The sequence below is a fragment of the Pseudomonas sp. GW823-FHT02C05 genome (genome assembly GCF_058797595.1).
In genome coordinates, this window is the sequence record NZ_JBXAJU010000002.1 from 627,485 (window position 1) to 640,439 (window position 12,955).

General features: G+C 62.4%; 8 protein-coding genes. 3 read left to right on the top strand and 5 right to left on the bottom strand.

Features of this window, described 5'->3' with window-relative positions; genetic code table 11:
* Positions 1-218: 218 nt before the first annotated feature.
* Positions 219-1,346 (bottom strand): branched-chain amino acid ABC transporter substrate-binding protein, encoded by a 1,128-nt coding sequence (locus AC1RGE_RS13895; protein ID WP_011059642.1) that lies wholly within the window; start codon positions 1,344-1,346, stop codon positions 219-221.
* A gap of 340 nt (positions 1,347-1,686) precedes the next feature.
* Here AC1RGE_RS13895 and AC1RGE_RS13900 point away from each other — a divergent pair, with 340 nt between their 5' ends.
* The gene (locus AC1RGE_RS13900) at positions 1,687-1,986 is read left to right on the top strand and encodes a DUF2288 domain-containing protein (RefSeq protein WP_019094472.1); all 300 of its coding nucleotides are present in this window, start codon (positions 1,687-1,689) and stop codon (positions 1,984-1,986) included.
* A gap of 280 nt (positions 1,987-2,266) precedes the next feature.
* Here AC1RGE_RS13900 and AC1RGE_RS13905 read toward each other — a convergent pair whose 3' ends face one another.
* Positions 2,267-4,447 carry a hypothetical protein gene (locus AC1RGE_RS13905; protein WP_492584485.1) on the bottom strand — a complete coding sequence of 727 codons (2,181 nt, stop codon included), beginning with the start codon at positions 4,445-4,447 and terminating at the stop codon, positions 2,267-2,269.
* Positions 4,448-4,645: 198 nt separating this feature from the next.
* On the opposite strand from AC1RGE_RS13905, the gene AC1RGE_RS13910 reads away from it, so the two are divergent.
* Complete coding sequence (locus AC1RGE_RS13910; protein ID WP_015634414.1) at positions 4,646-5,542, top strand: NAD(P)-dependent oxidoreductase; 897 nt, start codon at positions 4,646-4,648, stop codon at positions 5,540-5,542.
* Here AC1RGE_RS13910 and AC1RGE_RS13915 read toward each other — a convergent pair.
* A complete protein-coding gene (locus tag AC1RGE_RS13915) occupies positions 5,433-7,712 on the bottom strand; it encodes a putative bifunctional diguanylate cyclase/phosphodiesterase (protein WP_492584487.1) in 2,280 nt (759 codons plus the stop codon). The two genes, AC1RGE_RS13910 and AC1RGE_RS13915, sit on opposite strands and share 110 nt — an antisense overlap.
* 142 nt (positions 7,713-7,854) lie before the next feature.
* Positions 7,855-8,223, bottom strand: a complete 369-nt coding sequence (locus AC1RGE_RS13920; protein WP_015634416.1) for a YkgJ family cysteine cluster protein — start codon at positions 8,221-8,223, stop codon at positions 7,855-7,857.
* 328 nt (positions 8,224-8,551) lie between these two features.
* On the opposite strand from AC1RGE_RS13920, the gene AC1RGE_RS13925 reads away from it, so the two are divergent.
* Positions 8,552-9,934, top strand: coding sequence for a spinster family MFS transporter (locus tag AC1RGE_RS13925; RefSeq protein ID WP_011059648.1), 1,383 nt, complete (start codon positions 8,552-8,554; stop codon positions 9,932-9,934).
* A gap of 83 nt (positions 9,935-10,017) precedes the next feature.
* On the opposite strand, the gene rapA is transcribed toward AC1RGE_RS13925, so the two are convergent.
* Positions 10,018-12,867: an RNA polymerase-associated protein RapA gene (gene rapA, locus AC1RGE_RS13930; protein ID WP_015634418.1), complete on the bottom strand. Its 2,850-nt coding sequence runs from the start codon at positions 12,865-12,867 to the stop codon at positions 10,018-10,020.
* Positions 12,868-12,955 lie beyond the last annotated feature (88 nt).

The following is a 12,955-nucleotide window of genomic DNA, read 5'->3' on the forward strand; positions in this document are numbered from 1 at the left end:
AAAAACCTGATACGCATTTCACTGGTGGAGTCATTTTCCCGCCCAGGCCCCGTGGATCTGCACCCACTTCGGGCTGGGTTTTGCCAGCGAACCGCTGATGACGGTTTTGAGATTTTCAGGTGGGCGGGATTCCGGATCACGGAACACAGGCCCATACATTCGTAAAACAAAGCCCACGGCACGCCGTGGGCTTTATTGGCAGTCAGTCAGGCCGCGCCTTACTGAGGGGAAACTTCGGTTTTAGGTTTGCCGAAGTGCCACTCGTAGACCACGAACTTGAAGTCTTTCAAGTCGCCCTTGGCGTCGAAGCTCAGGTCGCCGGTAGGGGTTTTGAAGGTGCCGGCGTGGATGGCTTCAGCCACCTTGGCCGCGTCTTCGCTTTTGGCGTTGGTGATGGCGCCGGCGATGACTTCAACGGCGGAGTAGGAAGGGAATACGAAAGGACCGCTCGGGTCTTCTTTCTTGGCCTTGAACGCGTCAGCCAGGGCCACGTTGGCCGGGTCCTGGTCGAAGGATTTAGGCAGGGTGACCAGCAGGCCTTCGGAAGCATCCTTGGCGATCTGCGAAATGGAGTCGTTACCCACGCCTTCCGGGCCCATGAACTTGGCCTTCAGGCCTTTTTCCTGGGATTGGCGCAGGATCAGGCCCAGCTCAGGGTGGTAGCCGCCGTAGTAGACGAAGTCGACGTTGGCCTGCTTGAGCTTGGCGATCAGCGAAGAGAAGTCCTTGTCGCCGGCGTTGATGCCTTCGAATACGGCGACCTTGGTGCCTTTCTTCTCCAGGGTCTGCTTCACGGCGGTGGCGATGCCTTCACCGTACTGCTGCTTGTCGTGGAGCACGGCAACCACTTTGGGTTTCACGTGGTCGGCGATGTAGTTACCGGCGGCAGGGCCCTGGGCGCTGTCCAGGCCAATGGTGCGGAACACCATCTTGTAACCACGGGCGGTGATGTCCGGGCTGGTGGCAGCCGGGGTGATCATGATCACGCCTTCGTCTTCGTAGATGTCGGAAGCAGGTTGAGTGGAGCTGGAGCACAGGTGGCCGACTACGTACTTGACGCCATCGTTGACCACTTTGTTGGCGACTGCCACGGCTTGCTTGGGATCACAGGCATCGTCGTATTCAACGGCTTCGAGCTTCTTGCCGTTGACGCCGCCTTTGGCGTTGATCTGTTCGATGGCCATTTTCGCGCCACTGAACTGCATGTCGCCGTATTGGGCTACAGGGCCGGTCTTGGGGCCGGCGATACCGATCTTGATGGTGTCAGCTGCGAACGAATGGCTGGCAACCCCGGCCAGGACCATAGCGGCAAACAGTTTGGAAATCTGCTTAGTAGCCTTATTCATAGTGCTCCACTCTTACTGTTGTAATTTTTATAGTTCCGGCGGCCTTGGTCGCAGAACCGAATCAGATATTTCGTGAATACCCGTCGGAAAATGCCCCTGGCAACTGTACCGGTACAGTGTAGAGCGCCGGTTGTTCGCTTGAAAAGCTGGCTGCTGGGGGCAAAAACGCGGGGTGTCGCTTAATTGAAAGAAAAAGACAGATTTGCGGCGTGGCTTGCGCCCGGTTCGGCGTCAGTCCCTGGCGCTTCTGAGCTTCTCGATCGGTGTCGCGCTTGCTTCTGGGGTTTTCTGCCAGAGCCCCGACGTTATGATTGCGCCGATTTCATTTCTGGACAGTCCCATGACTCAAGAACCTAGCACCCTCTATGCCAAGCTGCTTGGTGAGACCGCATCTATCAGCTGGAAGGAACTGGAGCCGTTCTTCGCCAAGGGTGCCCTATTGTGGGTCGAGGCCGACCTGGATCTGATCGAGGCGGCCCAGGCCGTGGCCGAGAACCAGGCAGAAAAAGTGGCGGCCTGGCTGGCCGAAGGAAAGGTCGAGAAACTGTCTGCGACGCGGGCATCCGATCTGCTGGAACGTGATCCGACGTTGTGGGCGGTGGTGGTTTCACCCTGGATCCTGATCCAGGAAAGGGCATAACGCTAGAAGCGTGCACCGATAAGGGGCGGGTTTTTGTCGGACAAAAGTGTGTAGCCGAGTAACCGTGAATCCAGTGATGGCACCTTGCCGTAGAGAAAGGCCCCACGGGCTTTTCCCTTAGGGTGACGTTCACGGAAGGGGAACAGTTTCAAGCCCAGCCGACGAGCTGCTTAATTGTTTCGCGATGTGAGCAAATTGACCATTCGCCAGCCAGCCGGCTCCCACAGGACAGCAGGTTTTTCCCTGCCGTGCAGGAGCCGGCGCGCCGGCGAAGCCCTTCTTAATACGCGGTCTTGCCCGTGTGACTGTTGAGCGAGATGACCCGGGTCTTGCCGATACGGTGGCGGTAGATTTCCCGCAGGTACTTGATGGCCTTCTTCACGCAATCCCGGGACAGGCGGATGTCGTTGATCGAGACGAACTTGTCCTTGTCGTTGATCAGCTCGCGGTACTTCTTCTCGTACATCGGCTTGATCGCATACCAGTTGGTGTCGAGGATCTTCGCCGGGTTCTCGAATTCGTTGAGCAGATCGTCGATGCGGTCTTCATCGAACTGGTCACTGACGATGAAGTCCAGCACCGAGTTGTCCAGGGTGTCGTCGAAACGGTATGGATTGCGTGCAAAGCAACGCTTGATAAAGGCCACGATCAGGGTCAGGAAGTCGTCCGACAGGCACGGGCTCTTGGCGATCAGGGTGGTCAGCGACAGGTTGGCCGAAGCGCCGATCACCAGCGCGTAGCGCTTGAGGGTGGTGTTGGGGAACAGGCTGTTGAGGTGGGTCTTGAGCCGGTTCAGGTCCATGTAGGACAGCTTGTAGTCCTTGGGCAGGGACACGATCGATACCACCGACGAGCAGTTCTTGAAGAAGTGCAGGTCGTGCAGCGCCGCGGCGTCGTAACCCGAGGCCTTGTACTGCTCCAGGGCCGCGCGATAGCGCTTGGACTCGATCGGCAGCAGGCTGATGCCCTCGATGGCCTGGGTCACCTTGTTGAAGTGCGGCAGGTCGATGGAGCGGAAGAACAGGTCGTCGATGTTCAGGCGCTGCGGCTCTTTCTCGAACACCTTGAACTTGTCGCCGGTGGGCACCGGCTGCTCCGGCACCACGGATTCGGCGTAGGCGATCGCCACCGGGCCCGCCAGGCTCATGAACAGGTCGTTGGCATCCAGGCGGATGGTTTCGCCGATGTCGATGCCGGCCCGCCGGAAGTAGTTCTGGTCGTAGTCGGTGGTCACCGCCTGGGCGGTGAGGATGTTGAAGATCTGCTGGGAGATGTACTGGTTGGCGTGCTTCTCCATGGCGTTGACGTCGATGTTCTGGATGTTGCCGTCATCGCTTTCTTCGGCGTAGCGCATGATGTCGTTGGAGATCAGCATCATCGCGTTCCAGGGGCGGATCCGTCCCATGACGCTGGCTTCGCTGCTGTCTTCATTGTCGAAGTTGTAGGAGAAGTCCCACTCTTCCGAAAGGTATTTGCACAGCAAGCGGCCGGCGTTGATGTGCAGCGCCTCGGACATTTCGCTGCGATGGTCCGAAATGTTTGGGAGCACGCAGATGCCACTGGTGAAGATCGGCTCGAAGACGAAGGAGTGCCCGCTCTTGCTGTCGTGCTCGTCCATCGGCTTGGTGTCGAAGGTCTTGTTCATGTACGAGTACTGCTGGGCCAGGCCGAATTCCGAGGCCATGCCCGAGCCGGTGCCGCCGCCGGCACTGAAGATCGAGAAGTACAGGCGCGACTGGTTGGCCTTGATCCCGCAGGAGTCGATCAGGTACGAGTGGATCATCTTCCAGTCGGGGCTGGAGAAGCGCTGGGTGTCCTTGTTGAGGATGATCTTGGCCAGGTACTGGCCGAGGATTGGCGCGTTACCGGCGCCACCGGCGTGGACTTCCGAGAGGTCCATGATCTTCATCTTGCTGTAATCGCGGATGAAGCCGCTTTTCTCGCCCTTGCGCGAGAAGCGGATGCGCCCGGCGATGTCCTTGTCCAGGTCGCCGAGCATCACCAGGGGCTCCACCAGGAATACCGGTTTGCTGGCCTTGTTCTGGCCCAGGCGCAGGTTCTGGCGGATCCACTGGCCGGGGCTGTAGCCGCCTTCGTAGGCCTTGTCTTCGTTATTGAATTCGTTGAGGTAGAACTTGCGGGCGTTGTACACCAGCTCGGCCACATCCAGGGCGATGTTGGAGCCGCAGCGGCCCAGGCCGATCAGGCAGACTGACGGAAATTCCTGGTCGCGGCGGTTGTCCGGCTCGCCTTCCAGGTGCGGTGGCCGCGGGAACACCGTGTCGCGCAGACCGTCGAGGTTGTCGAGGATGCGGTCGGTATTGGTTTCGGTGAAATACAGGTACTGCTGAGTCGACAGGGGGCGTGAATTGGACAATGGCTTCGGGTCTGAGGGGCTAGTTGTGGGGGAGGTCAGCGTCATCTCGGAGACTGCGTTGGCAGGTTTGTTTTTAGAAGTCATTGTGCGCCATATGCCTGGTCAGGTTGGCTCGTGGACGAGGTGTCGTCGAACCATCACGGAATGGGACCTCGTCGCTGCGTGGAGCGCGAATTTTGCCCAAGGCGTCAGGGTTTTTTCTGAGCGACGCTCGGGGGAATCCTTTCCTGAATCATGATGAATCGGCCAGTATTCGGTGATCTTTAATCAAATGAGGGCAATATGATGTCAGCGTTACCTTCACTCGGCTTTGCCGGAATCGGCCTGATGGGCTTGCCGATGTGCCGCCGGCTGCTGGCGGCGGGCTATCCGCTGACGGTGTGGAACCGCAACCCGGAAAAATGCGCGCCCCTGGTGGCTGCCGGGGCGCGACAAGTTGCCACGCCGGCGCAGCTGTGCGCCGATGCCGACCTGATGCTGATGTGCCTGGCCAATACCGAGGTGGTGCGCGAGGTGGTGTTTGGCCCCGAGGGTATCGCCCAGGGCGCCCGGGCCGGTCAGCTGCTGCTGGACCTGTCCAGCCTGGAACCCACGGCTACCCGGGAAATGGCCGCCGAACTGGCCGCAAGCCGCGGCGTGGCCTGGGTCGATGCGCCGGTGTCCGGCGGTACCCCGGGCGCCGAGGCCGGCAGCCTGGCCATCATGGTTGGCGGTGAGGCGACGGACGTCGAGCGGGTGCGGCCAGTGCTGCTGACCCTGGGGCAGCGGGTCACGCACATGGGGGCGGTGGGCGCCGGGCAGGTGACCAAGGCCTGCAACCAGATGATCGTCGCCTGCAACGCCCTGGTGATCGCCGAGGTGGTGGCCCTGGCCGAGCGCTCGGGGGTGGATGCGCGGCTGATCGCCGAGGCCCTGGCCGGTGGCTTTGCCGACTCGAAACCTTTGCAGATCCTGGCCCCGCAAATGGCTGAAAGCCGGTTCGAGCCGGTGAAGTGGCATGTGCGCACCCTGCTCAAGGACCTGGATGGAGCGGTGAAGTTTTCCCGCGAACAGGGCTCGGCGACGCCGATCAGCGGATTAGCTGCGCAGTTGATGCGTCTGCATGGTGGGCAGGGCTATCTGGAAAAAGATCCAGCGACCCTGGTTCGCCTTTATCGGGATCCGGCGCCCGCGGATTGATCGGCGCGGCGTGGCGCTGGTCGAGCTCCTCCAGCACCCCGCGCAACTCCCGCAGCGGCACCGGATGGCTGAGCAGGTAGCCCTGCAGGTAGTCGCAGCCATGGTGCTGGAGAAACGCTTGCTGTTCCGGGGTTTCGACCCCTTCGGTGACCACCTGCAGGTGCAGGGTGTGGGCCATGATGATGATCGCCTGGACGATCTCCATGTCCTGGGTCGACTTGGGGATGTCCTGGATGAACGAGCGATCGATCTTCAGGGTGTTCAGGGGCAAGCGCTTGAGATAGGCCAGGGATGAGTAGCCGGTGCCGAAGTCGTCGATCGACAGCGACACCCCCAGCCCGCGGATCTGCTTGAGCAGCGCCAGGGTGCTGGCAATATTGCCCATCAGGGCGTTTTCCGTGACTTCCAGCTCTAGCCGCTGCGGCGCCACCTGGGCCTGGCGCAGGGCGCTTTCGATCTCCCCGGCGAGCTCTTCGCGGGTCAGGTTCAGGGCCGAGCAGTTGACCGCGATCTTCAGTTCGCCACAGCCATGGCGCGACAGGTAGGCCAGGTCCGCGCAGGCCTTGCGCAGCACCCAGTTGTCCAGCTCGGCGATCATGCCGTTGGCTTCGGCAATGGAGATGAAGCGATCCGGGGTCAGCAGCCCATGTTGCGGGTGCTGCCAGCGGATCAGGGCTTCGAGCTTGGTGACCCTGCCGCTCTTGAGGTCGTAGATAGGTTGGTAATACAGCAGCAGGCCCTGGTCGTCGCGCAGGGCGTTGCGCAATTCCTCTTCCAGTTGCAGTTCCAGGGTGGCCCGGGTCTTGAGGTGGGAGTTGAAGAAATGCAGGCTGTTGCGTCCGCAATCCTTGGATTGATACAGGGCCAGGTCGGCGTTCTTGAGCAACTCCTCGCAGGTCTTGCCGTCATCGGGGAAGACGCTGATGCCAATGCTGGTGGTCATCACCATGCGCCGCCCTCCCAGTTCGATCGGCTCCTTCATTTTCTGCATGATGCGCTGGGCCATCTGCCGGGCTTCTTCGCGGTCGTACAGATTGATGAGGATGCAGAACTCGTCGCCGCCCAGGCGTGCCACCACGTCTTCATGGCTGCGGGTGGAGCTCTTGATGTGCCCGGCGATGACTTTCAGCAACTCGTCCCCGGCATCGTGGCCGAGGCTGTCATTGATGCGCTTGAAATGGTCGATGTCGAGGAACATCACCGCCAGCATGCCGCCAAAGGTGGTTTTCTCGATGAGCTTTTCGGCGAACAGCTGGTTGAAGCCGCGGCGGTTGATCAGGTTGGTCAGGGCGTCGTAGTGGGCCACCTGCTGCAGGGAAACCCGGGCCTGGTCCAGTTGCGAAAGCAGGGCATTGACCCGCCGCAGGTCCCGCTCCTTGTGTTGCAGCTTCTTGTCGGCCAGGGCCGCGCTGATGCCGCTGCCGATGATCAAGAGCACGATCGCGCTCAGGGTCAGGCCCAGTTGCAGATGCCCGTCGGATGTCGCGGGGGCGGGCAGGCTGCCGGCGGGCAGCACCAGGGTCATGGCCCAGATGCCGGTGAAGTGCATGAGCACGATGGCAGCGCCCAGCACCAGGCTGCTGGCGTACTTGAGCAACTGGTGGAACATACCGCTGCCTTCGCGCAGGTGACGGGACAGCAGCAGCGCCGCCAGGCTGCAGGCGATCGCCACCAATACCGACAGCGCCATCAGTAAGGGGTCGTAGTACAGGCTGGCGCTGCTGCGCATGGCCGCCATGCCGACGTAGTGCATGGCGGCGATGCCCAGGCCGATCCAGATCGAAGCAACGCCATAGCGCCACAGCGGCATGTGCGCGTGGCTCAGGGTGTTCATCGCCAGCCAGGCGGCGACCAGCGCGATCAGGAGCGACAGCAGGGTCAGGGGCAGGTCGTAGTGGATCTGCAGCGGCGCCTCGAACGCCAGCATGGCGATGAAGTGCATGGCCCAGATCCCCCCGGCCAGGCAGCAGGCTCCGACCCAGCGCCACAGGCGCTGGCTGGCCGGTCGTTCGGCATGACTGACACGTTCGGCCATGTCCAGGGTGGCGAAGCTGGCGGCACAGGCTACCAGGTAGGCCAGAAGCACCAGAACCGGGTTGTGGGTGCAATGCAGGACCACTTGCCCGGCCTGAGGAAGCTCGGTAATGAAATGCACGCCCAGCCAGTCCATAGCCTGCCCATCTCTGAGTCATCTGAGGTCGGCGGAGCCGCGCGCCAACGAGTGCTTGGAGTATAGAAGGCACCCGCTGGCTGCAATGGGAGGTGGCACGCTGCTGCTAATGATTTGCTTATGGGCTCTATCGCCAAAGGTGCTAAGCGCTTTCCTCGTACCAGGGCTCGGTGTCCGCCGGTTCCAGGGGGGCCAGGCCGAAGGCGGCGCGGGCGGCGTCGCAGTCGCTGTTGGGCTGGCCGTCGGTCCAGGAAGCCTCGAACTCGCGGCACGGGCTGGAGCGCTGGTCATAGATCGAACAGCTCACACCCTGGCCGACCTCGCCTTCAAGGGCGATGCAGCGCGGGGATTTGCAGTCGGTTCCGAGCATTGCCACCCGGCTGGGGCTGATACTTTGCACCAGCTCGTCGGGGACAGTCCCGCCGGATGAGGCGCATTCGCCCCAGAAAAAAGACACACGAAAGTATGAACAGCAGGCACCGCAATTCAGACACGGACTGGCTTCGGACATTGGCGTATTCGATGGGGGAGGGGTTGATAAGGGGGGCTGGCAAGGCGGCTATTCTAGGCTTCGCATCGGCCTTGGGAAGGGGGGGCGCAAGGTATTTTTTCGGCCTTGGCCAAGCCCTTGAAAAGACTGGGAAAGGCCCGGGTAGCGGGGGCTGTGGCGAAGTTCGGGCGGCTTGTTCCGGGGAGCCGCAAGTGCCATCCCCGCGCCTGCCTGCGATGCCTTGGTATCAGGCTGGCGAATGATTACAGACAGCGTGGGTGCGGCTGACTAGATTGCAGCTTCCAGGCCCGCTCGCGTCTGGCCCAATAACAATAAAAGAGATCGATCCATGGATAATTCGACTCAAGCGGCAAATGCCTGGCGCATTCTGTTCCTGTTGTTTTTGGCAAACCTGTTCAACTTCTTCGATCGCACCATCCCCGCCATCATCATCGAGCCGATCCGCATGGAATGGCACCTGAGCGACTTCCAGCTGGGGATCATCGGCACCGCCTTCACCATCGTCTATGCCATTGCCGGCTTGCCCCTGGGGCGCCTGGCCGACACCGGCTCGCGCAGCAAGCTGATGGGCTGGGGGCTGGCGGTGTGGAGCGGGCTCACCGCGGTCAACGGCATGGTCGGCAGCTTCTGGAGCTTTTTGCTGGTGCGCATGGGCGTGGGGATTGGTGAGGCCAGCTACGCCCCGGCCGCCAACTCGCTGATCGGCGACCTGTTCCCCGCTCACCGCCGGGCCCGGGCCATGGGCATCTTCATGCTCGGCCTGCCTCTGGGGCTGGTGCTGGCGTTCTTCACCATCGGTGCCATGGTCAAGGCCTTCGACAGCTGGCGGGCGCCGTTCTTCATTGCGGCGGTACCAGGGCTGGTGCTGGCGGTGTTCATGTTCTTCATCAAGGAACCCAAGCGCGGCGCGGCGGAAACGGTGAAAGTGGCCCAGGTGCGGATTGACCGGCCCATTCGCCGGGTGCTGGCGATACCGACCTTTCTCTGGCTGACTCTGGCCGGGCTGACGTTCAACTTCGCCACCTATGCCTGCAACTCGTTCCTGGTGCCGATGCTGCAGCGCTACTTCCTCATGCCCTTGCAGGAAGCCGCCATGGCCACCGGGCTGATCGTCGGGGTGACCGGCCTGGTGGGCCTGACCCTGGGTGGCTGGATCGCCGACAAGATTCATCAGCGGGTAGCCAATGGTCGTTTGTTGTTCGCGGCCTGCAGCCTGATCATCTCGACCCTCGCCACCGGGTGGGCACTGCATGCCGGGCGGGTGGAGGTCGGGGTGTTCGTCGCGGTATTCAGTGTCGGCTGGCTGTTTGCCTACAACTTCTATACCTGCGTCTATACCGCCCTGCAGGATGTGGTCGAACCGCGCTTGCGCGCCACCGCCATGGCCTTGTTCTTCGCCGGCCTGTACCTGTTGGGGGGCGGCTTGGGGCCGGTGGTGGTGGGGGCGCTCTCCGACCACTTCGCCCATTCGGCAATGTATGCCGCAGGCGCAGAGCTGATGACCGAAGAGTTCAAGGCCATCGGTCTGCACGATGCGATGTACCTGATTCCCGTGGCCCTGTTCCTGACCCTGCTGTTTCTGTTCCAGGCAGCACGCTGTTTTGTCCGTGACGCCCAGCGGATGAAAGAGGGTCTGGCCTGTGGGGATGCCGCTGATGCCCCAGCAGAGGTGAGCCTGCCGGCGATCAACGATGGTGCAGTGAGCCGCTAGGGCGCGTTGCTGCATTGGCAGGCGACAGGCAAAAAAAGGCCCGCACAGTGCGGGCCTTTTGTTCAGTGCTGACAACCGGGCTATCAGCCCGCCACCAGCACCCGGATCGCTTCCAGGCGCAGGGCGGCTTTTTCCAGCATGGCCAGGCCCTGTTCGCGCTGTTGACGCAGGGCCACCAGCTCGCTGTCACGGACAGTCGGGTTGACCGCCTGCAACGCGGTCAGGCGCGCCAGTTCTTCGTCGGTGTCGGCTGCCAGGCGGCGTTGCGCCTCGGCCACGCGTTCGGCGTGACGCGGTGCGACCTTGGCTTCGCCGGCGTTGATCTTCGGCGCCAATTGATCGCGCTGGGCCTGGATGAACTTGTTGGCGCTGGCCTTGGGCACGCTTTCCAGCTGGTCGTTCAGGGTCTCGAATGCGACCCGCGCCGACAGGTCGTTGCCATTGGCGTCCAGCAGGCAGCGCAGGGCAGCCGGCGGCAGGTAGCGGCCCAGTTGCAGTGAGCGCGGGGCGACCACTTCACTGACGTACAGCAGCTCCAACAGCACGGTGCCGGGTTTGAGCGCCTTGTTCTTGATCAGCGCCACGGCGGTGTTGCCCATGGAGCCGGACAGCACCAGGTCCATGCCGCCCTGCACCATGGGGTGTTCCCAGGTGATGAACTGCATGTCCTCGCGAGACAGCGCCTGGTTGCGGTCGTAGGTGATGGTCACGCCTTCGTCGTCGCCCAGGGGGAAGCTGGCGTCGAGCATCTTCTCGCTGGGCTTGAGGATCAGGGCGTTTTCCGAATGGTCCTCGCTGTCGATGCCGAAAGCGTCGAACAGGGTTTCCATGTAGATCGGCAGGGCGAACTGGTCGTCCTGTTCGAGGATCGCTTCCACCAGGGCGTCGCCTTCGCCGGCACCACCGGAGTTCAACTCCAGCAAGCGGTCGCGACCGGTGTGCAGCTCGGCTTCCAGGCGTTCACGCTCGCCACGGGCTTCGTCGATCAGCGCTTGCCACTCGCCGTCATCGGCATTCTCCAGCAGCGGCAGCAGGCGCGGGCCGAACTGATGCTGCAGGGCGTTGCCGGTCGGGCAGGTGTTGAGGAAGGCGTTCAGGGCTTCGTGGTACCACTGGAACAGGCGCTCTTGCGGGCTGGTTTCCAGGTACGGCACGTGCAGTTCGATCACGTGCTTCTGGCCGATCCGGTCGAGACGGCCGATACGCTGCTCCAGCAGGTCCGGGTGCGACGGCAGGTCGAACAGCACCAGGTGGTGGGCGAACTGGAAGTTGCGGCCTTCACTGCCGATTTCCGAGCAGATCAGCACCTGGGCGCCGAACTCTTCATCGGCGAAGTAGGCGGCGGCACGGTCACGTTCGAGGATGTTCATGCCCTCGTGGAATACCGTGGCCGGGATGCCGGAGCGCACGCGCAGGGCGTCCTCCAGGTCCATGGCGGTTTCCGCGTGGGCGCAGATCACCAGCACCTTGGTGCGCTTGAGCATTTTCAGCTGGTCGATCAGCCACTCGACCCGCGGGTCGAACTTCCACCAGCGCTGTTCGTCATCGCTGACGTCGGGCTGGGCCTGGAAGCTGACTTCCGGGTACAGCTCGGCGTGTTCGCCCAGGGGCAGCTCCAGGTATTCGTCCGGGCATGGCAGCGGGTAGGCGTGCAGCTTGCGCTCGGGGAAACCCTGCACCGCGGCGCGGGTGTTGCGAAACAGCACGCGGCCGGTGCCGTGGCGGTCCAGCAGTTCACGCACCAGGCGTGCGCTGGCTTCGCTGTCGCCGTCGTTGACCGCGGCCAGCAGGGCTTCGCCTTCGTTGCCGAGGAAACCGTGGATGGTCTTGTGCGCCTCGGGAGACAGGCGGCCTTTATCCATCAGTTCCTGCACGGCTTCGGCCACCGGGCGGTAGTTCTCGCTCTCGGCGCGGAAGGCCGCGAGGTCGTGGAAACGGTTCGGGTCCAGCAGGCGCAGGCGGGCGAAGTGGCTGTCCTGGCCCAGTTGTTCCGGGGTTGCGGTCAACAGCAGCACGCCGGGAATGGTCTCTGCCAGCTGTTCCACCAGGGCGTATTCCGGGCTGACCTGGTCTTCGTGCCACACCAGGTGGTGGGCTTCGTCCACCACCATTAGGTCCCAGCCGGCGGCGAACAGCGCGTCCTGGGCCTTCTCGTCGTCCACCAGCCACTCCAGGGCCACCAGGGCCAGCTGGGTGTCTTCGAACGGGTTGCTGGCATCGCTTTCGATAAAGCGTTCTTCATCGAACAGTGCCACTTGCAGGTTGAAGCGCCGGCGCATCTCTACCAGCCACTGGTGCTGGAGGTTTTCCGGTACCAGGATCAGCACCCGGCTGGCGCGACCCGAGAGCAGTTGGCGATGGATCACCAGGCCGGCCTCAATGGTCTTGCCCAGGCCCACTTCGTCCGCCAGCAGGACCCGCGGCGCGATGCGGTCGGCGACTTCACGGGCAATGTGCAACTGGTGGGCGATGGGTTGGGCGCGCACGCCACCCAGGCCCCAGAGCGAGGACTGCAGCTGGCGGCTGGTGTGTTCCAGGGTGTGGTAGCGCAGGGAGAACCAGGCCAGCGGGTCGATCTGCCCGGCGAACAGACGGTCGCTGGCCAGACGGAACTGGATGAAGTTCGAGAGTTGGGTTTCCGGCAGGGTGACGGCTTCGTTCTGCCCGTTGAGGCCGTGGTAGACCAGCAGGCCGTCGACATCATCGACTTCCTGTACGGTCATTTTCCAGCCTTCGAAGTGGGTGATGCTGTCACCCGGAGAGAACCTCACGCGAGTGAGGGGCGCATTCCGTAGCGCATACTGGCGGGTGTCGCCAGTGGCCGGATAGAGCACGGTCAGCAAGCGACCGTCCTGTGCCAGAACGGTGCCTAAACCCAGCTCGGCTTCGCTGTCACTAATCCAGCGTTGCCCCGGTTGATACTGCTGCGCCATGCTGCCTGACTCCCGCTTTGAAAAAGCCGACTATCTTAACGGAACGACGCTTCCAGTCCAAAGAACTCTGATCAATCCCCTGGATTAA